The organism is Streptomyces sp. NPDC002870 (assembly GCF_042888505.1).
Classification (GTDB): Bacteria; Actinomycetota; Actinomycetes; order Streptomycetales; family Streptomycetaceae; genus Streptomyces.
On the sequence record NZ_JBIAPW010000013.1, the window covers coordinates 129162 to 150397 of the forward strand.

Below are 21236 nucleotides of genomic sequence, written 5' to 3' on the forward strand. Positions count from 1 at the left end.
GCTTGGGGGAGCTCGGCATCACCGCCGACCATGTGCTGGTGCTCCAGGGCGCGGGCGCCGACACCGGTTGCGACTTCGCCTTTCTCGCCCGCCGGGGCAACAGTCCCGAACCGTACGCGGGTTGAGAGGGCCGGTCCGGTCCGTAGCCCCGAGCCGGTCAGGTCCGTCGTCCCGGGCCGGTCCGGACAGTGGTCCCGGGCGGCCTTGACGATCAGGCGCCGGCCGGTCGTGACGTAACACGCCCATAACCTGAAACGCTGTTCCCGGGGGAACAATCCAGCTACCCGCCGGCAGGAACGTCCCCCGAGGAGAGCCATGTCCGCACAGGTCGACCGGTACTTCCACATCAGCGCACGAGGTTCGACCTTCGCGCGGGAGATCCGTGGCGGCTTCGCCACGTTCTTCACGATGGCCTACATTCTCGTGCTCAACCCGATCATCCTCGCCGGCGCAGAGGACAAGTTCGGCGCCCATCTCTCCGGGCCCCAACTGGTCACCTCCACCGCTCTGGTGGCCGCCGTGATGACCGCCATCATGGGGCTCGGCGGCAATCTGCCGCTCGCCATCGCCGCCGGACTCGGCCTCAACGTCGTCGTCGCCTACCAGATCGCGCCCCTGATGAGCTGGCCCGACGCCATGGGCCTGGTGGTGATCGAGGGGATCCTCATCTGCGTGCTGGTCGTCACCGGACTGCGCGAGGCGATCATGCACGCCATCCCGGGCTCGCTCAAGGTGGCCATCAGCGTCGGCATCGGCCTGTTCATCGCGTTCATCGGCTTCATCGACGCGGGCTTCGCCACCCGCATCCCCGGGGAAACCGGCGCCGTGCCCGTCCAGCTCGGCGCGACCGGTCGGCTCTCCGGCTGGCCCGTCCTGGTCTTCTGTGCCGGCGTGCTGCTGACCGTCGCGCTGATGGCCCGCAAGGTGAAGGGCGCGATCCTCATCTCCATCGTCGCGACGACCGTCTTCGCGATCGTCGTCAACGAGATCGCCGTCATCGATCCGCTCGCCTGGGGCCTGACCGTCCCGTCCGTGCCCGAGGACATCGTGGCCGCCCCGGACTTCGGGCTCGTCGGCTCCTTCAGCCTCTTCGGCGCCTTCGAGCAGATCGGCGTCATCACACTCGTCCTGCTCGTCTTCACCCTCATCCTGAGCGACTTCTTCGACACCATGGGCACGGTCGTCGGCATCTCCAGCGAGGCCGGTCTGCTCGACGAGAAGGGCAACGTCCCCAACCTCGGCCGGGTGCTGCTGATCGACGGCGCCGCCGCCGTGGCGGGCGGTGCGGCATCCGCCTCCTCCAACACCTCGTACATCGAATCGGCGGCCGGTGTCGGCGAGGGCGCCCGCACCGGACTTGCCTCCGTGGTCACCGGCGCGCTCTTCGGCGTCGCCCTCCTCCTCACCCCGCTGGCCACCGTCGTGCCCGCGCAGGCCGCTGCCCCCGCGCTCGTCGCCGTCGGCTTCCTGCTGATGGCGCAGGTGCGGCACATCGACTGGGAGCGGTACGAGATCGCCATCCCGGCCTTCCTGACGATCGCGGTCATGCCGTTCACGTACTCCATCACCAACGGCATCGGCGCAGGCTTCCTCGCCTATGTCGTCATCAAGACGGTGCTGGGCAAGGCGCGCGAGGTGCACTGGCTGCTGTGGGGAACGGCCGCGCTGTTCGTGGTCTACTTCGCGATCGACCCGATCGAGCAGCTCCTCGGCGTCAAGTAGCGGACGGCAGCCGTCGTCATTCGTCGTCAGCTCTTGAGGGCCGCGGCCATCGTCTTCTTCGCGATGGGCGCGGCCAGGCCGTAGCGTCAGCGCGGCGAGATGAACCCCGACTCGTACGCCGCGATCACCGCCTGGGTACGGTCCCTGGCGCCCGTCTTCGCGAGGACCGACGCCACATGCGTCTTCGTCGTCGCGGGACCCACGCCCATCCGCCCGGCGATCTCGGCGTTCGTCAGTCCCGTCGCCATCAGCCGCAGCACCTCTCTCTCGCGCTCGGTCAGCCGCGCCGCCCACGGCGTGGGAGCGGCCGGCTCTCGTCGGCCGTACTCGGCGGCCAGCGAACGCACGGCCGACGGGAACAGCAGCGAGTCGCTGCGGGCCACCAGCCGGACGGCCTGGACGAGATCCTCCGCCGCCGCCCGCTTGAGCAGAAAGCCGGCGGCTCCGACGCGCAGCGCGTCGTACACGTAGGAGTCGTTCTCGAACGTCGTCACCACCACGATGCGCGGCGGCGCGGTGAGCGTGCCCAGGATCTGCTCGGTGGCCCGGATGCCGTCGATCTCCGGCATCCGTACGTCCATCAGGACCACGTCGGGGCGCAGCTCGCGCACCACCGACACCGCCTCCGCGCCGGTCGCCGCCTCGCCGACGACCTCCAGGTCGGGCTCGGCGTCCAGGATGACGCGCAGCGCCGTACGCACCATCCGCTCGTCGTCGGCGACGACCACGCGGATCGCGCTCATCGGTGGCCCGCCAGCGGGAGCCGGGCGGACAGCCGCCACACCGCACCTTCCGGACCGGCCTGCGCATGCCCGCCGAGCAGCGCGGCCCGTTCGGTGATGCCCCGCACTCCGCGGCCGCCTCCCGGGCGGACCGGCGGTGCCCTGTCGGGCAGCGGATTCTCCATCGTGATCTCCAACTCCTCGCCCCGCAGGGCGATCCACAGGGACACGGGGGACGCCCCGGCGTGACGCAGGGCGTTGCTCAGCCCCTCCTGGACGATGCGGTACGCCTCGCGGGAGACGGCCGCGGCGACGGCGGACAGATCACCGTCGGCGGTGAGCGAGACAGGCAGCCCACTGCGGGCAAGCAAGCCGTCCAGGCAGTCCAGTGCGGGCCCGGAAGTGAGCGGCGCGGCGGCGTCGTCCCGCCGCAACAGGCCCAGTACGGAGTCGAGTTCGCCCACTGTGCGCCGAGTGGTCTCCTCGATCGCGGCCAGCGCCTCCCGTACGAACTCCACATCGCTGTCCAGCACCTTGCGGGCCGCACCCGCCTGCAGGGTGACGGCGCTCAGCGCATGGCCGACCGAGTCGTGCAGCTCGCGGGCGAGGCGGTTGCGCTCGGCCAGCTCGGTGGCCCGTCGCTCGGCCGCGGCCAGCCGGTCCGCGGGCGTCGGCCCGAGCAGCACCGGTGCCTGGCGGGCCAGCAGCGCCCCGGCCCCCGCCGCGCACGCCGCGAGCCCCAGCAGCATGGCGGCCCCGGCGAACGGGGCGAGGGCCAGGAACCACGCCTGGTCGAGATGCCCGGGCAGCTTCACCCAGTCCCTCACCCCTGCGAACAGCGGCAGCAGCATCACGGTCACCGCGAACGGCGGCAACGCCAGGCTGGCACTGCTGACCAGCCCGCCCAGGGCCAGGTGCAGCGTGAACCAGCCCGAGGTCCGCAGCCGCGCCGCCCGCGTCCGCGCCGGTCCTTCCGCGAACCGGTCGGCGGGCACCCCGCACAGCGCCCGCGCGGCCGCCACCGACATCGGCCGGGTCAGAGGGAAGAGCGCGGTCACCGCTGCGAGCGGCAGGGCGACGGTGTACGAGCCGAGCTGCACCCTCAGCGAGTCGGCGAACATGCTGTCGGCGCCGGCGATCGGTCCGACGAAGACGGCGGCGAGAAGCCAGTAAGGCGTCAACAGGGCGCCGCCCAGGATCAGATGGACCCAGCGCAGCCGTGCCCGGCCTCCGAACAGCGCCCCGAGGACTCTCTTCACGCGCCGCGCCGCCGCAGAAAGGAGGCGGTGCCGGTGGCGACGAGCAGACCGACGATCATGCCGACAGCGTAGGTCAGGGTCATCAACCCCGTTGCCCGCTCGCTCTCTCCGGCCCCGGGCAGCAGTGCGGCGATCAGCAGCCAGACTCCCCAGCAGCCCACCGCGCCCGAGCCCAGCCAGGCCATGGTCAACGGTGTCCTCAGCGACAGCGCGGGGCCCCGGCGGAAGGCGAGCAGCAGCGCTCCGGCCACGGCGACGACCACGAAAAGGGCGCTGATCCCTTCGAGTACATAGAAGTCGGCCGTGCGCTGCTCGATCCGCGCACCGGTCAGACCGGTCGTTGCGCCGCACGCCCACAGCAGCCGCATCGTGGCCGGGAACAGCGCGAGCACGGCGGCGGCCACGGCGGTCACCTTCAGCGTCCGCCCGGTGTCGGCCGTGGGAAGGTCCCAGATCCGGCCGCGCCACACATGGCTCCAGCGCTCTTTCGCGTACAGCGCGAAGAGCGTGCCGAGGGTCAGTCCCTGGACGGTGAAGCCTGTGTAGACGACGCCGAAGACCCAGTCGTCGAGGAAGGGCTCACTCGCGGAGCGGTCGGCAGCCCCGGTCCCGGTGAAGGCCGCGACCAGCAGCTGGACCGGGAAGCCGGTCATGATCGGGAGCAGCAGTCCGCCCGCGATCCACATGGGGGCGGCCGGCAGCCACCCGGGCACCCGCCTGCCCCAGCCCTGGGTGAGCAGGAGCGCCAGGACGATGACGGCGCCGTCCATCAGGACCGTGACGCTGTTGACGACGGCGATCAGCGCCCGGTCGTCGAGCAGCGCACTGCCCTCCGGGATGCCGATCCGGCTGCCGGCGATCCAGGCGGACTTGAGCGAGAGATACGGGACGCAGGAGGCGATCGCGACGGCGCGCAGCAGCGCGCGGGCACGGCCCGGGCCTGCGGGATCCAGTGGCTGGGGAGCGGGTGCGAGCGGTGTCTGTGTCATGGCCCCTACGCTCCCGGGCGGCCGCCCGGAGCAAATCACGCCTGGCGACGATCCTCCTCCGCCGCACGGCGGAGGAGGGGCCCTGCGGGGGTCACAGCCTCCGGGTCGCCAGCGTCAGCCGGTCGCGTGCGTCGAAGAGCGCATCCTTGATCATCTGCTCATGGGCGGGGGTGAGCCGGGCCACCGGCACCGAGCAGCTGATCGCGTCCCGCGCCGGCGTGCGGTACGGAATCGCGATGCCGAAGCAGCGCAGCCCGAGGGTGTTCTCCTCGCGGTCCACGGCATAGCCCTGCTCGCGGATCTGATGCAGTTCCTCGATGAGTTTCTCGCGGTCGGTGATGGTGTGCTCGGTCAGTGACGCCATGGTCTCCGGCAGCATCTTGCGCACCTGCTCGTCGCTGTGGGTGGCGAGCAGCGCCTTGCCCAGCGAGGTGGAGTGCGCGGGCAGCCGGCGGCCGACGCGGGTGAAGGGGCGCAGATAGTGCTGCGACTGGCGGGTGGCAAGATAGACGACATTGGTGCCGTCGAGGCGCGCGAGGTGGATGGTTTCCGTGGTGTCGTCGGAGAGCCGGTCCAGGGTGGGCCGGGCGGCCGCCACGACCTCGTCGCCGTCGATGTACGAGGTGCCCACCAGCAGGGCCCGAACACCGATGCCGTACCGCGTGCCCGTGGCGTCCGTCTCCACCCAGCCGAGCTCGACCAGGGTGCGCAGCAGCATGTACAGGCTGGACTTGGGGTAGCCGACGGCCTCCTGGACCGCGGCGAGAGAATGCATGCCGGGGCGCCCGGCGAAGTATTCGAGCAATTCCACCGTCCGCACCGCGGACTTGACCTGTGCTCCACCGGAATCCGCAGTTGACATTGGACTTCGCCCCTTCTTGACCGCGCAGAACGCCCGGAAATAGAGTCCCCCACACATTCACCATCAGGAACCCTGTTCAGAATACCGAACAAAACCCCTGATGGGTGGCAGTAGACCCGGAAGGAAGCCGCGGTGGCAGCAGCACCAGTCTGGAGTGTCGACCCCCGAACCGGGAACCCGCGTGAGCAGGTTGCGGACGAGTCCACGGCCGAGGAGATCGACAGCGCGGTCCGCGCCGCACACGCCGCCCGCCCCGCGCTCGCCGACCGGAGTGTACGCGCCCTCCTGCTCCGTACCGCCGCCGGCCTGCTCGACGAGGCGAGCGAGTACGTCATCGAGGCCGCCGACGCCGAGACCGCGCTCGGTCCCACCCGCCTCACCGGTGAACTCGCCCGCACCACCGCCCAGTTGCGCGCCTTCGCCGAGGTCGTCGAGGAGGGAGGCTTCCTCGACATCCGCATCGACCACGAGGACGGCTCCAGGACCCCGCCCTGGCCGGATCTGCGCCGCTACAAGATCCCCCTCGGCGTCGTCGCCGTCTACGCCGCGAGCAACTTCCCGCTCGCCTTCTCCGTGCCCGGCGGCGACACCGCCAGCGCCCTCGCGGCCGGCTGCCCGGTCGTCGTCAAGGCGCACCCCGACCACCCCGGCACCTCGGAGCTCTGCGCTTCCGTCCTGCGCAGGGCCGCCCAGCGCGTCGGTCTGCCCGAGGACGTCGTGACCCTCGTGCACGGCTTCGAGGCGGGCATCGAACTGATCAGGCACCCGCTGGTCGCGGCGGCCGGCTTCACCGGTTCGGTACGCGGCGGGCGCGCGCTCTTCGACGCCGCGGCCGCCCGGCCCGCCCCCATCCCCTTCCACGGCGAACTCGGCTCGCTCAACCCCGTCGTCGTCACAGAGGCTGCCGCCGACGAGCGGGCAGAGCAGCTCGGGGCCGGGCTCGCGGGCTCGATGACCCTGGGGGAGGGGCAGTTCTGCACCAAGCCCGGCTTCGTCCTGGCCCCCGCGGGCGACGCGGGCGACCGGCTGCTCAAGTCCCTGACGGCCGCGGTCAGCGAGACCGAGCCGGGCGTGATGCTCGACCACCGGATGCGCTCGGCGTTTGTCGAAGGCGTACGGGAACGGGCCGAACTGCCCGGCGTGGAGGCCCCGATCACCCCCGGCGCGGGCGGCGAGCACACCGTGAGCGCCGGCTTCCTGTCCGTACCGGCACGGCTGCTGGCCGTCGAAGGGCCGCACGACCTGCTGCTCGAAGAGTGCTTCGGCCCGGTCACCGTCGTCGCCCGCTACGAGTCGGACGCCGAGGTGACCGCGGTGCTCGGCCGGCTCCCCGGCAACCTCACCGCCACCCTGCACCTCTCCTCCGGCGAGGCCGGCGGCGATGGCCGCGGCGCCGAACTGCTCGCCGAACTCACCCCGCTCGCGGGCCGCGTGCTCGTCGGCGGCTGGCCGACCGGCGTCGCCGTCGCCCCCGCCCAGCACCACGGCGGTCCCTACCCGGCCACCACCTCCACCTCCACCTCGGTCGGCGCCACCGCGATCGAGCGCTGGCTGCGCCCGGTCACGTACCAGACGACGCCCGAGGCGCTGCTGCCGCCCGAGCTGCGCGACGACAACCCGCTCGGTCTGCCGCGTCGGGTGGACGGCCGCCGGGAGACTCCGGGATCCTGAGCGATGTGACCGACCCGATCGACCTGCCCGAACTGCCCTTCCCACTGCGTCCGTACGGTCCTGAGGCCAACTGGTCGTACGACAAGGGCGCGCTCACCGGCTGGGCGGGAGCCCGGCAGGACCTCTTCGTGCCGCCCGCGGGCGAAGCCCTGAACCCCGTCTCCGACGCGCCGCGCCTGCTCGGCGCGCCGGAGGGCGACTTCCAGATCATCGCGCGGGTCACCGTCGGTTTCACCGCGGCATTCGACGCCGGCGTGCTCTATCTGCACGTCGGCGAGCGGGAGTGGGCCAAGCTCTGCCTGGAGCTCTCCCCGGACAAGCCCACCATCTGCACGGTCGTCACCCGCGGCCACTCCGACGACGCCAACTCCTTCGTGGTGGACGGCGACAGCGCCTGGCTGCGGATCAGCCGCACCGGCAAGGCATTCGCCTTCCATGCCTCGACGGACGGCGAACACTGGACCTTCGTCCGGATCTTTGCCCTGGGCGACGAGGAGCGGGCGGGCGCGGCTCTGGTCGGGTTCATGGCCCAGTCACCGGTGGGAGAAGGGTGCGTGGTCACCTTCGACGGGATCGAGTACCGCCCGAGCTGGCCGGCAGGTCTGCGCGACGGCTCCTGATCGTACCTGGCGAATGGTCCGAGAAGCCGGAATGGTTGCAGCGGTCCGGTGATGTGCAGGGTTGGTCCGGCCAATGGTGTGACGCGGATCACCGCAGCGCGGTCCTCGCAGAGGACAGGGAGGAGTGTGGAGATTTCACTGCGCGCTCGCGTGCGAGCCGGGGATCCGGATGCGTTCAGGCAACTCTTCGACGAGCACGCTTCGGTGGTCCACCGGCACGCCGTCCGGATGACCGGCAACTGGGTCATGGCCGACGACATCGTGTCGCTGACCTTCCTGGAGGCATGGCGGCTGCGTGAGCGGGTGCTTCCGGGTGACGACAGCCTGCGTCCGTGGCTGCTGGGGATCGCGACGAACGTCACGCGCAACACCGCGCGGGCGGCGCGAAGACACCAGGCCGCGCTCACCAGAGTCCCACCCCCCGACCCCGTGCCGGACTTCGCCGACGAGGTGACACAGCGCCTGGCCGACACAGAGGAACTGGCCGCCGCGCAGAAGGCGTTGAGCAAGATGCGCCGCGGGGAGCGCGAGGTGTTCACGCTCTGCGTGTGGGAGGGCCTGGACGCCGCCACAGCGGCCGAGGCCCTGGGCGTGGCCGTCGGCACCGTACGGGCCCGGCTCTCGCGCGCGAGAAAACGCCTGCGCAAGCTCACCGAACTCGAGCTCGACGGCGGCGCGAGCGGCACAGGCGGCAATAACGGCACGGGCGGCAACCGCGGCACCCAAGGCGGCACCGGGCAGAGCGGAGTGCAACGCCCGGCCGCGGTCGGACAGTCACCGGGCAGCCGCCATCAGGCGGCTCGGTCCACGCAGGAGAAGAAGCGATGAACACCAACCCGCGACGACGCGATCAGCCGGTCGACTACCAGGATCTGGCCGAGTTGCTGCCCGCGCCGGGCCGTCCGGTGCTCGCGCAGGATCGCCACCGCGTCCTAAGGGAACACCTGATGGAGCAGATCACCAACGAGACCGCCCACGAGCAGTTGGGTGCGACGAACACATCACCGAGCACATCACCGAGCACATCACCGAGCGCATCGCCTGTGCCCCCCGCACGCCGGCACCCCGGCCGGCGCCTCGTTCTCGTCGCCGCGCTGCTTGCACTGGCCGCCGTCGTGAGCCTGGGCGTAGTGGCGGTCGACAGCGCGCAGGACGGCCGGCGCGACACAGCTGCCGCAGGTGTCACCGCGGACGACCACCGGAAAGCCACGCAGTTGCTGGACCGGATCGCCTTGGCGGCGGCCGACCGCCCGGCGGTCACGGTGCGCGACGCCCAGTACATCTACACCAAGTCCCAAGGATCGGCGGGCGAGTTGGGCGTCGATTTCAGCAATCTTGAAGAGCTCGCGAAGGGTAAGGGGAGCTTCAAGGTGGAGGAGTACAAGGGGCCCGTCCGACGAGAGCAATGGGATTCGGTGGACGGCAAGCGGGACGGTTTGAGGAAGGGCGTCGCGCTCCCCGACCCTTCCAAGAAGATGGTCATGGACATGAGCGGCGTTGGATACCTGACCTTCCGGCAGCTTCAGGCTCTGCCCACCGATCCCGACGCGCTGCTGAAGAAGCTCTACGGCGACGCCAAGGGTGTGGAATCGAGCCGCTACACGGAAACGGTCGTCGAGAACCTCGGAGCCATCATCGACAACGCCACCCTGCTGCCCGACCTCAGCGCCGCGATCTATCGCGCCATGGCCAAGCTCCCGGGCGTGCGCGTCGTGGACCATGTCAAGGACGCCGCGGGGAGGGAGGGTGTCGGCCTTACGTTCCAGGACTCCTCAAAGGGCTACGCCTGGGTCTTCGACTCGTCGAGTCTCGTCTACCTCGGAACAACCAAGAGCGCGCTCCTGGGAATTGGCGTCGCGGACAAAACGGGTGAGGTGCCGGTCAGCTCATCCTGATCAGCCTCGGCGCCGCCGCCCAGCCAGAGGGCGTCCGCTCCGGCGGACGCCCTTCTGGAGTTCCGGCGGCACCGAAGGCGCCGTGAACCGCATCAAGCCTGCTTCAGTGACGCGCCGCGACCGCTCCCCAAGATCTTTGCCAGAAGCCGGAATCCGTGTACACGACCTGCGCGGCACCAGCCGGAACCGCGATCCGACCCTCCGCGTCCCCGTGATCATGATCAGAATCGCCACCCCCGACGACCTCGACGCCATCGCCGCCCTCCACGCCGAGGCGCGCGCGAGTTACTACCGCGGCCACCTCCCCGAGGAGGCCTTCAACAGCCCCGCCGAGCACGCCCGCACTCGCGAGGGATGGGCCGCGGCGATCGAGCGCGGCGCGGTGCTGTGCGCGGTACGGGACCAGATGGTCGCGGGAGTCGCCGCCTCCCGCGAGGTGGACGGCGTCATGACCCTCACCCAGCTCCACGTCGACCCCAAGCGCTGGCGCTCCGGCGTCGGCACCGCCCTGCACACCGCGTGCGTCGAGGCCTGGCAGCGCGCGGGAGTCGGCGACGTACGCCTCGAGGTCTTCGAGCACAACACCCGCGCCCAGGCCTTCTACGCCCGCCAGGGCTGGCTCCCGGACCCGAACGAGCCGCGCGCGGGGAACCACCTGGTGCTGCGCCTCACCGTGCCGCCCGTCGCGGCTTGACAGGGCGGTGACCTGCGCAGGTTCACCTGCCGACTCCCAATCACGGGTGTGGACCGAGCTGGTCCTCGTCCCGAAGTAGCCGAGGCCAGGCACACCGGACACACGCACTCCTGCGAGTGAACTTCCTCAACTCCCCGGCGCTGAGACCGCCTTGCCTTCCTACGCTCGCAACGAGAGTCGCCGTCGGCACGTGCCATTGGCACCTCTACCGCACGACTCGCGCCACCCCGTACCGACAAGGACCCGCATGGTCAGCTCGCCCCACGAGGCAATGCACCGCATCTTCCAGGAGTACCCCGGACTCTTCTCCCGGGTCTCCGAAGTACTGGGCGTCGACTTCGCCCCACCCACCTCGGTTACCGTCCTGCCCACCGATCTCACCGAGGCACGGCCGGTCGAACGCCGCGTCGACACCCTGTTACGACTCGATGCCGAAGACGGCGACTCGCTCCTCCTCGCAGTCGAAGCCCAGGGCAAGAAGGACCCGGCCAAACCCGCCAGCTGGGCCTACTACCTGTCCTACCTGCACACGAAGTACCAACTCCAGCCTCTTCTGCTGGTCGTCTGCCAGGACCGCACCACCGCCGAATGGGCCTCCCGCACCACCCACATCGGGCCGTCCCAGTGGCCCGCCCTCACCCTGCGTCCCCTCGTCGCGGGCCCTCACAACATGCCGCGGATCCGGACATCGGTGCCATACTCAAGGCACTGTCCACCGCACTGCGGGACACACCGGAAACCATCGCAGACCCCATCGTCGAACTCACAGCACAAGGCCTGGGCAGACTCCCGGCCGCACAACATTGGAGGAACCTGGTGGCCGTGGACCTCTCCTTCTACACCTCACCCCTCTCGGAAGAGATCCGAGACGAAGGCCGCGCCCAGGGCATCGCGCAGAGCATCCTTCTCCTGCTCGAGCAGCGCGACATTGTCGTTCCCGTCGACGCCCGCGAACGCATCACCAGTTGCGGCGATCCCGAGATCCTGCGGCACTGGCTCGCCCGGGCCATCTCCGCATCCTGCGCAGACGAGATCTTCGCGGAGGAATAGTCCTGCCGCGGCGAGGCGCAATCGGCCAGAGCGGACCGCCAATGGTGCCCGCCCACCTGCCACGGGGGGAACGGCAGGCAGGCGGGGCGACGAGCACAAAGGCTCTGCGCTGCGGATAGCCGCTCAGGCTGACGGCATGAGTCCCACAATGATCACGTTCTGGACAGCCCGCCACGCGAACGCCCGAGACTAGAGCCCGGTGTAGGGATCCGTCAGTCGTCGCGGGGTTTGCCGAACTCTTCGATCAGTACGGGATACTGCTCCCCACCGTGTCCGGCGGCGATCGAGCGGTCCGCCATCGCCTTGATCAACTTCGGCAGCTCGGCGTTGACGCCCCCCGCCTCGCTCTCCTCGATCAAGTGCGCCATCGCCCGCGCGTCGGTCTCCAGGGCCGACACCTCGGCAGGGAAGGAGCCGCTGTCGATCTGCTCGGCATATCCCGGCAGCCATGCGGCCACACCGGCAGCGATCTGCTGCGCGAACGGCGCATACGTTGCGGCGTCGACACCGGCCGTCCTGAGCAGGGCAGTGCCCTGGAGCCAGGCGTTCAGGACACTCCACATCATGGCCAGGCCGGCCACGTCGTACAGGGACGCCAGCCCATGGTCCGCGCCAAGGTGGGTGACGGTACCGAGCGCGTCGAGTGTTGACTTGTGTGCCTCGAAGTCCGACTGCGGCCCGCTGTGCAGAATCACCGCCTCGGCGGTCCCGATCCCCGACGGGATGGCCATGATGGCGCCGTCCAGGTAATGGGCGCCGCGCTGCTCGGCCCATTGGGCGGCTTCCCGGGCCTGGGCCGAATCGCCCGAGGTCAGATTGATCAACATCGTGCCACCCAGCTCGACATCGCTCGCGCCGAGCAGCTCGTGCATGGCTTGGTAGTCGGTGACGCAGATGATCGTCAGGGAACCTGCCTTGAGCGCGTCGCCAACCGTTGGCGCCAGCCGTGCGCCCTCGGCCACCAGCTGGTCGGCCTTGGAGGTCGTCCGGTTCCACACGGTTGTGGGATGCCCGGCCTTCAGGAACGCGCCGGCGAGTGCCTGGCCCATCCGTCCGAGTCCGATGACTGTCACGGGTGTATCGGTTTTGTTGTTCATGGCAGCATCGTCAACGTTGATACCGGTGTGAAGGTCAAGCGAGGTTTCGATGCGGATCGGGGAACTGAGTCGTCGGACGGGCGTCAACGCCCATCAGTTGCGCTACTACGAGGCCCAGGGGCTGCTGGAGGCAGACCGCGGCGCGAACGGTTACCGCGAGTACGACGAGAGCGCCGTGCTGCGGGTGAAGCAGATCCGGCACCTGCTTGGCGCCGGTATGTCCTCCGAGGACATCGCGTACCTGCTGCCCTGTGCGGTCGGAGAGGCCCCGGAGCTGCCCGGCTGTTCCGAGTTGCTTGCCGCGATGCGGTCACGGCTGCGGCGACTGGACGATCAGATGGACAGGCTCGCTCAATCCCGCGACGCTCTTGCCGACTACATCGATGCGGCCGAGCGAATGGGCAACGCGAGCTATCCACCCTTTGACGATGCTGACCTGGAGCCCGTCCCCGCCTGAGCAGCCGGGGTGCCCCGCCTTGCGGAACCGTCTCGACCAGCAGCACCGCCGACCTGGTGAGTGACTTATTTCCCGCGGTGGACGGAGCCTTCGACAAGCGAGGTCCCGCAGACCGCGTCCTGACGGCACACCGCCTGTTCAACACAGCTGAACGGTGCCCCGCAGCAATTCGTGATTGACCACAGCTGCGGGGCGTCGGAGGGTGATCCCATGGAGACCCTTCGTACGCTGGCCGACGCCGAGTTCGCGCCCGGCACGACGTATCTGAACACTGCGAGCTGCGGGCGGCTGCCGCGCCGGGCGGTCCAGGCGGTGAAGACGCTCGCCGACGAGCTGGCCGCCGGGCGACCCGGTGGCGCCGGGGACTACTCCGCGATGAACGCCGCCCGCCGGTCCTTCGCCCGGCTCAGCGGCGTGGACGAGGACCGGGTCGCCGCCGGAGGCTCGGTCTCGGTGCATGTGGGGCTGATCGCGGCCTCGCTGCCGTCCGGCGCGGAGGTCCTGTTCCCCGAGGGTGAGTTCTCCTCCGTCATCACGCCTTTCACCGTGCGCGGCGACCTCAAGCTGCGCTACGCGCCGCTGGACGCGCTCGCCGACGCGGTACGGCCGGGCACCGCGCTGGTCGCCTTCTCCGCGGTGCAGTCCGCCGACGGCCGGGTCGCCGATCTGGCCGCGGTGCGGTCGGCGGCGGCCGCGCACGGGGCCCGTACGCTTCTCGACACCAGCCAGTCCGCGGGCTGGCTGCCGCTGGACGCGGGCGCCTGGGACTTCACGGTCACCGGCGGATTCAAGTTTCTGCTCTGCCCGCGCGGTGTCTCCTTCCTCACCGTGACGGAGCAGGCGCAGGAGTCGGTGCCGCCCCTGCACGCCGGCACCTATGCCGCAGAGACCGAGAAGCTGTACGGCCCGATCGAGGAGCTCGCACGCTCGGCCCGCCGCTACGACGAGCCCCCGTCCTACCTCGCCTACCACGCGGCCGAACAGTCCCTGGCGCTGTTGGAGGAGATCGGGATCGAGGCGGTGCACGCCCATGACGCCGCGCTCGCCAGGCAGTTCAGGGCGGGGCTTACGGATCTGGGGTACGAGCCGCTCCCGGGCGACTCGGCGATCGTCGCGGTACCCGGGCTCGGGGACCGCGTGCCGGAACTGGCCCGCGTGGGGATCGTCGTGTCCGATCGCGCGGGCAACCTGCGGGCCGCGTTCCATCTGTACAACTCCGCAGCCGATGTTGAACGGGTGCTGGACCGCCTCGCCGACAAGAGCGGAACCGCCCGTCCCGGAGGCTGTCGATAGGGGTGTCGGGGATGTCTTCGTCACTTCGCCTGGGCAAGGTCACACCGGACATCGTTCTCGACGAGTGCCGGTTGAAAGCGCGGCCTGAGCAGGAGGAGTTCGTGGCCCCGGTCGCGCGCAGGTCGTCGGCGAGCTGGACCTGACCGGGGTCTGAGGGCATCGGACCGGATGCCAGCGGCGCGGCGCTCGAAAGCCTCGCCGCAGAGCCGGCGATCATCGGCGGCCGGCCCGAGCATGACCTACGCCCGAAGGCCGGGGCAGTCCGCCGTCTGGACGCAGAGGTTCTCCTCGACCTTCCCGAGCAGCCGGGTCAGCTCCCGGCGCTCGGCCGGGTCGAGCCCGGCGAGCGTGTACTCCTCCAGATTCGCCCATGCCGCCTCCACCGCTGAGTGCAATGCGCAGCTCTCCTTCGTGGCCTCGACGAGCACCGCGCGCCTGTCGCCCGGGTCGGGGCAGCGGCGGACGTGTCCGGCCTGCTCAAGACGCTGGAGCATCTTCGTCACGGTGGAGGGGTCGAGCTCGACCGCCTTGATCAGCTCCGCCTGGCGCACAGGGCCCGCGTCCCACAGATGCATCATCACGAACTCCTGCCCCGGGTAGAGGCCGGCTCCCCTGAGCAGCTTGCCCGCCGCCATGCGGTGCAGCCGGGCGACCCGGGAGACGGCATGGCTGACGGGCCCGCCGAGCGCGGAGCTCGGCAGCGGCTCGGTACAGACGGGGTCGGCCGCGGTCTCGGGCTTCATCGGGCCTCCTCAGGAGGGGTGGCGACTGTCTGGTGGACAGTGTCTCCGAAAATTTTATCTTGGTCGGCCAATTAATGGTCTACAGTAGCTCTCGGTCGCGATTACTTGGCCGACCACATAAATTCTGGGGAGCTTTCATGACCACCGCATTCGACCCGATCGACCTGTCCGGCACCCAGCTCGGCAACCGGATCGCCATGGCGCCGATGACCCGCAGCAGGGCGCACGGCGAGGGCCTCACGGTCACCGACTCCACCGTGGAGTACTACGGCCAGCGCGCCTCGGCAGGGCTGATCATCACCGAGGGCATCCAGCCCTCGGTCATCGGCCAGGGCTACCCGAACACCCCGGGCCTGCACAGCGCCGAGCAGGTGGCCGCCTGGCGCAAGGTCACCGACGCCGTGCACGCCGAGGGCGGGAAGATCTTCGCCCAGATCATGCACGCCGGACGCATCGGCCACCCGGTGCTGTTCCCGGACGGCCAGGTGAGCGTGGCCCCGTCCGCCGTCGCCGCCGCGGGTCAGCTCTACACGCACGAGGGTCCCAAGGACTTCATCGCCCCGCGCGAGCTGTCCGGCGACGAAGTACGCGCCACCGTCGGCGAGTTCGTTGAGGCGGCCCGCAACGCCATCGAGGCCGGTTTCGACGGCGTCGAGCTGCACGGCGCCAACGGCTACCTCATCCACCAGTTCCTCGCCCCCAACACGAACCTGCGCACCGACGAGTGGGGCGGTTCCGTCGAGAACCGCATCCGCTTCGCCGTCGAGGTGACCAAGGCCGTGGCCGCGGCGATCGGTGCGGAGCGGACCGGGCTGCGGATCTCTCCCGGCAACCCGTACAACGACATCGCCGAGACCGACTCGGAGAAGGTCTACCCCGCGCTGGTCCAGGAGCTGGAGCCGCTGGGCCTCGGCTATCTGCACATCGTCGAGACGGACCCGGGGCTCAGGGACGTGACGCTCGCGCTGCGCAAGCAGTTCAGCGGCACGTTCATCCTCAACCCGGCGACCGAGGGGCCGACCGACCACCGGGCGCTGGGGCTCATCGAGGACGGCATCGCGGACATCCTCGCCTTCGGCGCGCTGTTCCTGGCCAACCCGGACCTGCCCGTCAGGCTCAAGACCGAAGGCCCGTACAACACCCCGGACACGGCCTCGTTCTTCGGCGGCGACGACAAGGGGTACATCGACTACCCGACCCTGTAAGGCAGTTGTACGCAAGGGCGGGGCGCCCCTCCCGGAGAGGGGCGCCCCGCCCTTGCGTACACAAACACCGGCTAGCGCACCGGAGTGAAGTCCCGCGCCCCGATGAACGAGGGCCTCGGCACCGGCGCCGAGAAGGGCTTGACCGCCGCGTTCTCCACGCTGTTGAAGACGATGAAGACGTTGCTGCGCGGGTACGGGGTGATGTTGTCCCCGGAGCCGTGCATGCAGTTGCAGTCGAACCAGGTCGCGGACCCCGCCCTGCCGGTGAACAGCCGGATGCCGTGCCGGTCGGCGAACCGCGTCAGCGCCGCGTCCGAGGGCGTGCCCGCGTCCTGCATCTGCAGCGACTTCTTGTAGTTGTCCTGCGGCGTCTCGCCCGCGCAGCCCAGGAACGTCTTGTGCGATCCGGGCATGATCATCAGCCCGCCGTTGGTGTCCAGGTTCTCGGTCAGCGCGATCGAGACCGAGACGGTGCGCATGTTCGGCAGACCGTCCTCGGCGTGCCAGGTCTCGAAGTCCGAGTGCCAGTAGAAGCCCGAGGCGCCGAAGCCCGGCTTCACGTTGATACGGGACTGGTGGACGTACACGTCCGAGCCGAGGATCTGCCGGGCTCTGCCCACCACCCGCTCGTCACGCACCAGCGAGGCGAAGACCTCGCTGAGCCTGTGCACCTCGAAGACCGAGCGCACGTCCTGGGACTTCGGCTCGATGATCGAGCGCTCGTCGGCCCGTACGGCGGGATCGGCGACCAGCCGGTCCAGCTCGGCGCGGTAGAGCGCGACCTCGTCCTGCGAGATCAGCTCGTCGACGGTGAGGAACCCGTCCCGCTCGAACTCCATCAGCCCGGACGGGACGATCGGCCCCGGTGCACCGGGCGCCGACCACACGACCGGGTCCTGGCGCGGGGTCGTCACCTCGTTCACGCCACGAGTCGGGTACAGGTCGGTGCGTACAGCGGCAGTGGTCATGGATCAGCCCTCCTCGGTGAGCAGCGGATAGACGCCGTTCTCGTCGTGGTCCTCCCGTCCGGTGACGGGCGGGTTGAAGACGCAGACACAGCGGAAATCGGTCTTGGGGCGCATGGTGTGGCGCTCGTGGCCGTCCAGCAGATACATCGTGCCGGGCTCGATCCAGTGCGTCTCGCCGGTCTCGTCGTTGGTGAGCTCGGCCTCGCCCTCCACACAGAGCACCGCCTCGATGTGGTTCGCGTACCACATCGACGTCTCCGTGCCCGCGTAAAGCACGGTCTCGTGGAGCGAGAAGCCGACCTTCTCCTTGGCGAGCACGATGCGCTTGCTCTCCCAGGTCCCGGACGCCGCCTTCACATGGCGGTCGGTGTTCTCGATGTCCCTGAACGATCGGACAATCACGGTGAGTTGTTGCCTTTCTTCTTCCTGCGGGGTTTCTGCCGGTTCCCGCAGGGGTTCGTACGGGGTGTCAGGCCGTCTCGCGGACGGAGCGGGCCAGGATGCGCAGACCCTCGTCCAGCTCCTCGGGGGAGATGGTGAGCGCGGGCAGCAGTTTGACCACCTCGCTCTCCGGGCCGGACGTCTCGAGGAGCAGCCCCAGCTCGAAGGCGCGGGCGCAGATCGCCGAGGCGCGCGGCTTGTCCTCGAACTCCAGGCCCCACACCAGACCGCGGCCCCGGAAGCTCACGCCCGGCTCGCCGCTCTCGGCGACGATGGCCAGCAGCGCCTGCTCGACCTGCTCGCCGCGCGCGAGGGTCTGCTTCTCCATCTGGCCGTCGGCCCAGTAGGTGTCGAGCGCGGCGGCGGCGGTGACGAAGGCGGGGTTGTTGCCGCGGAACGTGCCGTTGTGCTCGCCCGGCTCCCAGATGTCCAGCTCCGGCTTGAACAGGCAGAGCGACATGGGCATTCCGTAGCCGCTGATCGACTTCGACAGAGTGACGATGTCCGGCGTGATGCCCGCCTCCTCGAAGGAGAAGAAGCCGCCGGTGCGGCCGCAGCCCATCTGGATGTCGTCGACGATCAGCAGCATGTCCTGGCGGTGGCACAGCTCCTGGAGCGCGCGCAGCCACTCGGCGCGGGCCACATTGATGCCGCCCTCGCCCTGCACGGTCTCGACTATCACGGCGGCCGGCTTGTTGAGCCCGGAGCCCTGGTCCTCCAGGAGGCGCTCGAACCAGAGGAAGTCGGGGACCTGGCCGTCGAAGTAGTTGTCGAACGGCATCGGTGTGCCGTGCACCAGCGGTATGCCGGCGCCGGCGCGCTTGAATGCGTTGCCGGTGACGGCGAGCGCGCCGAGCGACATGCCGTGGAAGGCGTTGGTGAACGAGACGACGGACTCGCGCCCCTTCACCTTGCGGGCCAGCTTGAGCGCCGACTCGACAGCGTTGGTGCCGGTCGGGCCCGGGAACATGACCTTGTACGGAAGGTCGCGCGGCCGCAGGATCACGTTCTGGAACGACTCCAGGAACGCGCGCTTGGCCGTGGTGGCCATGTCCAGGCCGTGCGTGATGCCGTCGCGCTCGATGTAGTCGATCAGGGCGCGTTTCAGAACCGGGTTGTTGTGTCCGTAGTTGAGCGATCCGGCTCCGGCGAAGAAGTCGAGGTAGGTGTGGCCGTCCTCGTCGTGGAGGTAGCTGCCCTGCGCACGGTCGAACACAGCGGGCCAACCGCGGCAGTAGCTGCGCACCTCCGACTCCAGGGTCTCGAAGACACTCAGGGCGGGCGGGGTGATGGTCACAGCAAGTCTCCAGATGTGGGGGGTCAGGCGGAGAAGGGGCCGATGCGGTACAGCACTTCCGGCTGGTGTGTTCCCTCGGGGAACAGTCCGCCGTCGAACAGGACTTCACGCGCGAGTGGCGCGCCATGGCGCTCGGCGTACGAGGTGAACAGCCGGTCGGACGCGGTGTTGTCCGGGGTGATGGTCGTCTCGATCTCGCGCACCCCGCGCTCGTAGGTGACCTTCGTGGTCAGTGCGTCGAGCAGCGCGCCGGCGAGTCTTTGGCCGCGGTGCACCTGGTCGACGGCGACCTGCCAGACGACCAGGGCCTCCGGGCGGTCGGGGCGCACATAGCCGGTGACGAAGGCGATCGGCTCGCCGTCACGGCCGCGGGCCACCAGCGAGGTGGCTGCGAAGTCGCGACACCACAGCAGATAGCTGTACGAGGAGTTGAGGTCGAGGACCTCGGAGTCGCGGGCGATGCGCCAGATCGCGGCTCCGTCCTCCACTCGGGGGGTGTCGATCTCCGGGAATTCGCTCTGGGGGTTGGCTCGTACAAGGTCTTCTTGTGCGGCGGTCATGTCGATGCAATTTACCGAGCTAATTCTGAAAATGCATTGAGGGAAGGGGTTGGGTGGAGCGCCCCTTTGTGTTATCGCGCGGGCGCGGGCGCTAGTGCTGCACCCCGCTGTTTTCAGGGTATTTGTCCCGAAAATAAGGGACGAAAAGGACGTGTTGTGGGGTCGGTCACATATCCGTAACAGCAGCGAGACCCGTCCGAATTACGCCGTTCGAACCTTAGCGAAACCTTGGCGTTTAGGAACGCGGATCGGGGGCAGGAGGATATGGGAAGCTGCCTGGAATAAAGCAGCTTCCCGCATTTTTAATTCACGCCGACTTTGATACCAGGAGAAATGCTGTTCACCGTCACCGGCAGGCCCCGGTGACCGCCCGGCGGTCCGCCTCCGCGGCGCCTCGTACAGTGCTCGATATGAGCGATCACACAGTGCTGCATGTGAAGGGGCGGGTGCTCGTCGGGCCCGAGGAGGCACGGGACGAACTGTGGGTGGTGGACGGCCGGATCACCTACGACCGGCCCCGGGCCGAGGTCGTCACTGTGCAGGGCTGGGCGCTTCCCGGCCTGGTCGACGCGCACTGCCATGTCGGGCTCGACCACCATGGCGCGGTCGACGAGGCGACCAGTGAGAAGCAGGCCCTCACCGACCGGGACGCGGGCACGCTGCTCATCCGCGACGCGGGATCACCGTCCGACACCCGCTGGATCGACGACCGGCCGGACCTTCCGAAGATCATCAGGGCGGGCCGTCACATCGCGCGCACCCGCCGCTACATCCGCAATTTCGCCCATGAGATCGAGCCCGAGGACCTCGTCGCCTACGTCGCCCAGGAAGCCCGGCGAGGCGACGGCTGGGTCAAGCTCGTCGGCGACTGGATCGACCGGGACGCCGGAGACCTGACCGCCTGCTGGCCGCGCGGAGCGGTTGAGGCGGCGATCGCCGAGGCGCACCGGCTGGGCGTGCGGGTGACCGCCCACTGCTTCGCAGAGGCGGCACTGAGGGACCTGGTCGAAGCGGGCATCGACTGCGTCGAGCACGCCACCGGGCTCACCGAGGACACCATCCCGCTGTTCGCGGAGCGGGGCGTCGCCATCGTGCCGACGCTGGTCAACATCGCCACGTTCCCGGACCTCGCGGCGGGCGGCGAGTCCAGGTTCCCCGTCTGGTCCGCCCATATGCGGCGGCTGTACCAGCGCCGCTACGACACGGTGCGCGCGGCGTACGACTCGGGGGTGCCCGTCTTCGTCGGCACGGACGCGGGCGGCTCGCTGGCGCACGGCCTGGTGGCGGCCGAGGTGGCCGAGCTGGTGAAGGCCGGCATCCCGCCGCTGCAGGCCCTGTCGGCGACAACCTGGGGAGCGCGTCAGTGGCTGGGCCGCCCGGTGCTCGAGGAAGGCGCTCCGGCGGATCTGGTGGTGTACGACGAGGATCCGCGGGCCGACGTCCGCGCGCTGGCGGGGCCGCGGCGGGTGATCCTGAACGGCAGGGTGATCGGCTGACGGACACCGCCGCCGCGTCGACCGAGCGTGACTCCTGGCCGGAAACGTTCGTTGATGCACGCCTGGTGCGCCGGGGGGCCCCCCCCCCCCCCCCCCGGGGGCCCCGCCCCCCCCCCCCCCGCCCCGGGCCCCCCCCCCCCCCGGGCCCGCCCCCCCCCCCCCCAAACAAAAAGGGGCCCCCACCCCCCCATTGGG

General features: G+C 69.8%; 22 protein-coding genes and 1 pseudogene. 13 read left to right on the plus strand and 10 right to left on the minus strand.

Annotation, left to right across the window (positions count from 1 at the left end; all coding sequences use genetic code 11):
* Positions 1 to 2: 2 nt before the first annotated feature.
* Positions 3 to 125: a hypothetical protein gene (locus ACFYWY_RS18550; RefSeq protein ID WP_389187279.1), complete on the plus strand. Its 123-nt coding sequence runs from the start codon at positions 3 to 5 to the stop codon at positions 123 to 125.
* A gap of 190 nt (positions 126 to 315) precedes the next feature.
* Positions 316 to 1722, plus strand: a complete 1407-nt coding sequence (locus ACFYWY_RS18555) for an NCS2 family permease (RefSeq protein WP_389187283.1) — start codon at positions 316 to 318, stop codon at positions 1720 to 1722.
* Between the two features lie 86 nt (positions 1723 to 1808).
* Here ACFYWY_RS18555 and ACFYWY_RS18560 read toward each other — a convergent pair whose 3' ends face one another.
* The 4 genes from ACFYWY_RS18560 to ACFYWY_RS18575 all read right to left on the minus strand — a co-directional run bounded on the left by ACFYWY_RS18560 (position 1809) and on the right by ACFYWY_RS18575 (position 5554).
* Positions 1809 to 2465, minus strand: coding sequence for a response regulator (locus ACFYWY_RS18560; RefSeq protein ID WP_389187286.1), 657 nt, complete (start codon positions 2463 to 2465; stop codon positions 1809 to 1811).
* Positions 2462 to 3703, minus strand: coding sequence for a sensor histidine kinase (locus ACFYWY_RS18565; RefSeq protein WP_389187289.1), 1242 nt, complete (start codon positions 3701 to 3703; stop codon positions 2462 to 2464). Before ACFYWY_RS18565 ends, ACFYWY_RS18560 begins: the two co-directional genes overlap by 4 nt.
* On the minus strand, positions 3700 to 4692 hold the full coding sequence (locus ACFYWY_RS18570; RefSeq protein WP_389187292.1) for a hypothetical protein: 993 nt from the start codon (positions 4690 to 4692) through the stop codon (positions 3700 to 3702). Before ACFYWY_RS18570 ends, ACFYWY_RS18565 begins: the two co-directional genes overlap by 4 nt.
* A gap of 91 nt (positions 4693 to 4783) precedes the next feature.
* Positions 4784 to 5554, minus strand: a complete 771-nt coding sequence (locus ACFYWY_RS18575) for an IclR family transcriptional regulator (protein ID WP_389187295.1) — start codon at positions 5552 to 5554, stop codon at positions 4784 to 4786.
* A 132-nt stretch (positions 5555 to 5686) separates the two neighbouring features.
* Between ACFYWY_RS18575 and ACFYWY_RS18580 the strand changes: the two genes are divergently transcribed.
* The 6 genes and pseudogenes from ACFYWY_RS18580 (at position 5687) to ACFYWY_RS18605 (ending at position 11484) form a co-directional block, all read left to right on the plus strand.
* A complete protein-coding gene (locus ACFYWY_RS18580) occupies positions 5687 to 7225 on the plus strand; it encodes an aldehyde dehydrogenase (NADP(+)) (protein ID WP_389187298.1) in 1539 nt (512 codons plus the stop codon).
* Between the two features lie 5 nt (positions 7226 to 7230).
* Positions 7231 to 7845, plus strand: a complete 615-nt coding sequence (locus ACFYWY_RS18585; protein WP_389187301.1) for a DUF1349 domain-containing protein — start codon at positions 7231 to 7233, stop codon at positions 7843 to 7845.
* Between the two features lie 126 nt (positions 7846 to 7971).
* Positions 7972 to 8673, plus strand: coding sequence for an RNA polymerase sigma factor (locus ACFYWY_RS18590; RefSeq protein WP_389187304.1), 702 nt, complete (start codon positions 7972 to 7974; stop codon positions 8671 to 8673).
* Positions 8670 to 9740 carry a CU044_5270 family protein gene (locus tag ACFYWY_RS18595; protein ID WP_389187307.1) on the plus strand — a complete coding sequence of 357 codons (1071 nt, stop codon included), beginning with the start codon at positions 8670 to 8672 and terminating at the stop codon, positions 9738 to 9740. Before ACFYWY_RS18590 ends, ACFYWY_RS18595 begins: the two co-directional genes overlap by 4 nt.
* A gap of 217 nt (positions 9741 to 9957) precedes the next feature.
* Positions 9958 to 10434 carry a GNAT family N-acetyltransferase gene (locus ACFYWY_RS18600; protein WP_389187489.1) on the plus strand — a complete coding sequence of 159 codons (477 nt, stop codon included), beginning with the start codon at positions 9958 to 9960 and terminating at the stop codon, positions 10432 to 10434.
* 247 nt (positions 10435 to 10681) lie between these two features.
* Positions 10682 to 11484, plus strand: a pseudogene (locus ACFYWY_RS18605) (hypothetical protein).
* Between the two features lie 212 nt (positions 11485 to 11696).
* On the opposite strand, the gene ACFYWY_RS18610 reads toward ACFYWY_RS18605, so the two are convergent.
* Entirely contained in the window at positions 11697 to 12581 is an 885-nt protein-coding gene (locus tag ACFYWY_RS18610; RefSeq protein ID WP_389187310.1) for an NAD(P)-dependent oxidoreductase, read from the minus strand.
* Between the two features lie 49 nt (positions 12582 to 12630).
* Here ACFYWY_RS18610 and ACFYWY_RS18615 point away from each other — a divergent pair, with 49 nt between their 5' ends.
* From ACFYWY_RS18615 to ACFYWY_RS18625, 3 genes are all read left to right on the plus strand, one after another.
* Entirely contained in the window at positions 12631 to 13038 is a 408-nt protein-coding gene (locus ACFYWY_RS18615; RefSeq protein WP_389187313.1) for a MerR family transcriptional regulator, read from the plus strand.
* Positions 13039 to 13248: 210 nt separating this feature from the next.
* Positions 13249 to 14331 carry an aminotransferase class V-fold PLP-dependent enzyme gene (locus ACFYWY_RS18620; RefSeq protein WP_389187316.1) on the plus strand — a complete coding sequence of 361 codons (1083 nt, stop codon included), beginning with the start codon at positions 13249 to 13251 and terminating at the stop codon, positions 14329 to 14331.
* Positions 14332 to 14342: 11 nt separating this feature from the next.
* On the plus strand, positions 14343 to 14474 hold the full coding sequence (locus tag ACFYWY_RS18625; RefSeq protein WP_389187319.1) for a hypothetical protein: 132 nt from the start codon (positions 14343 to 14345) through the stop codon (positions 14472 to 14474).
* 96 nt (positions 14475 to 14570) lie between these two features.
* Here ACFYWY_RS18625 and ACFYWY_RS18630 read toward each other — a convergent pair whose 3' ends face one another.
* Complete coding sequence (locus tag ACFYWY_RS18630; RefSeq protein WP_389187321.1) at positions 14571 to 15074, minus strand: MarR family winged helix-turn-helix transcriptional regulator; 504 nt, start codon at positions 15072 to 15074, stop codon at positions 14571 to 14573.
* 137 nt (positions 15075 to 15211) lie between these two features.
* Between ACFYWY_RS18630 and ACFYWY_RS18635 the strand changes: the two genes are divergently transcribed.
* The gene (locus ACFYWY_RS18635) at positions 15212 to 16279 is read left to right on the plus strand and encodes an alkene reductase (protein ID WP_389187324.1); all 1068 of its coding nucleotides are present in this window, start codon (positions 15212 to 15214) and stop codon (positions 16277 to 16279) included.
* Between the two features lie 71 nt (positions 16280 to 16350).
* Here the strand turns inward: ACFYWY_RS18635 and thpD are convergent, their stop codons facing one another.
* The 4 genes from thpD to ectA all read right to left on the minus strand — a co-directional run bounded on the left by thpD (position 16351) and on the right by ectA (position 19545).
* Positions 16351 to 17247 carry an ectoine hydroxylase gene (thpD, locus tag ACFYWY_RS18640; RefSeq protein ID WP_389187327.1) on the minus strand — a complete coding sequence of 299 codons (897 nt, stop codon included), beginning with the start codon at positions 17245 to 17247 and terminating at the stop codon, positions 16351 to 16353.
* A 3-nt stretch (positions 17248 to 17250) separates the two neighbouring features.
* Positions 17251 to 17649, minus strand: coding sequence for an ectoine synthase (locus ACFYWY_RS18645; protein WP_389187330.1), 399 nt, complete (start codon positions 17647 to 17649; stop codon positions 17251 to 17253).
* Between the two features lie 67 nt (positions 17650 to 17716).
* A complete protein-coding gene (ectB, locus tag ACFYWY_RS18650; RefSeq protein WP_389187333.1) occupies positions 17717 to 18985 on the minus strand; it encodes a diaminobutyrate--2-oxoglutarate transaminase in 1269 nt (422 codons plus the stop codon).
* A gap of 23 nt (positions 18986 to 19008) precedes the next feature.
* Entirely contained in the window at positions 19009 to 19545 is a 537-nt protein-coding gene (gene ectA / locus ACFYWY_RS18655; protein WP_389187335.1) for a diaminobutyrate acetyltransferase, read from the minus strand.
* A gap of 410 nt (positions 19546 to 19955) precedes the next feature.
* On the opposite strand from ectA, the gene ACFYWY_RS18660 reads away from it, so the two are divergent.
* Positions 19956 to 21041 (plus strand): amidohydrolase family protein, encoded by a 1086-nt coding sequence (locus ACFYWY_RS18660; RefSeq protein ID WP_389187338.1) that lies wholly within the window; start codon positions 19956 to 19958, stop codon positions 21039 to 21041.
* The last annotated feature ends 195 nt before the right edge of the window (positions 21042 to 21236 follow it).

Coding starts and splice junctions, on each gene's coding strand:
- ACFYWY_RS18555 (WP_389187283.1), top strand. CDS start 316: ATGTCCGCACAGGTCGACCGGTACTTCCACATCAGCGCACGAGGTTCG.
- ACFYWY_RS18560 (WP_389187286.1), bottom strand. CDS start 2,465: ATGAGCGCGATCCGCGTGGTCGTCGCCGACGACGAGCGGATGGTGCGT.
- ACFYWY_RS18570 (WP_389187292.1), bottom strand. CDS start 4,692: ATGACACAGACACCGCTCGCACCCGCTCCCCAGCCACTGGATCCCGCA.
- ACFYWY_RS18575 (WP_389187295.1), bottom strand. CDS start 5,554: ATGTCAACTGCGGATTCCGGTGGAGCACAGGTCAAGTCCGCGGTGCGG.
- ACFYWY_RS18595 (WP_389187307.1), top strand. CDS start 8,670: ATGAACACCAACCCGCGACGACGCGATCAGCCGGTCGACTACCAGGAT.
- ACFYWY_RS18600 (WP_389187489.1), top strand. CDS start 9,958: ATGATCAGAATCGCCACCCCCGACGACCTCGACGCCATCGCCGCCCTC.
- ACFYWY_RS18610 (WP_389187310.1), bottom strand. CDS start 12,581: ATGAACAACAAAACCGATACACCCGTGACAGTCATCGGACTCGGACGG.
- ACFYWY_RS18615 (WP_389187313.1), top strand. CDS start 12,631: ATGCGGATCGGGGAACTGAGTCGTCGGACGGGCGTCAACGCCCATCAG.
- ACFYWY_RS18620 (WP_389187316.1), top strand. CDS start 13,249: ATGGAGACCCTTCGTACGCTGGCCGACGCCGAGTTCGCGCCCGGCACG.
- ACFYWY_RS18625 (WP_389187319.1), top strand. CDS start 14,343: ATGTCTTCGTCACTTCGCCTGGGCAAGGTCACACCGGACATCGTTCTC.
- ACFYWY_RS18630 (WP_389187321.1), bottom strand. CDS start 15,074: ATGAAGCCCGAGACCGCGGCCGACCCCGTCTGTACCGAGCCGCTGCCG.
- ACFYWY_RS18635 (WP_389187324.1), top strand. CDS start 15,212: ATGACCACCGCATTCGACCCGATCGACCTGTCCGGCACCCAGCTCGGC.
- thpD (WP_389187327.1), bottom strand. CDS start 17,247: ATGACCACTGCCGCTGTACGCACCGACCTGTACCCGACTCGTGGCGTG.
- ectA (WP_389187335.1), bottom strand. CDS start 19,545: ATGACCGCCGCACAAGAAGACCTTGTACGAGCCAACCCCCAGAGCGAA.
- ACFYWY_RS18660 (WP_389187338.1), top strand. CDS start 19,956: ATGAGCGATCACACAGTGCTGCATGTGAAGGGGCGGGTGCTCGTCGGG.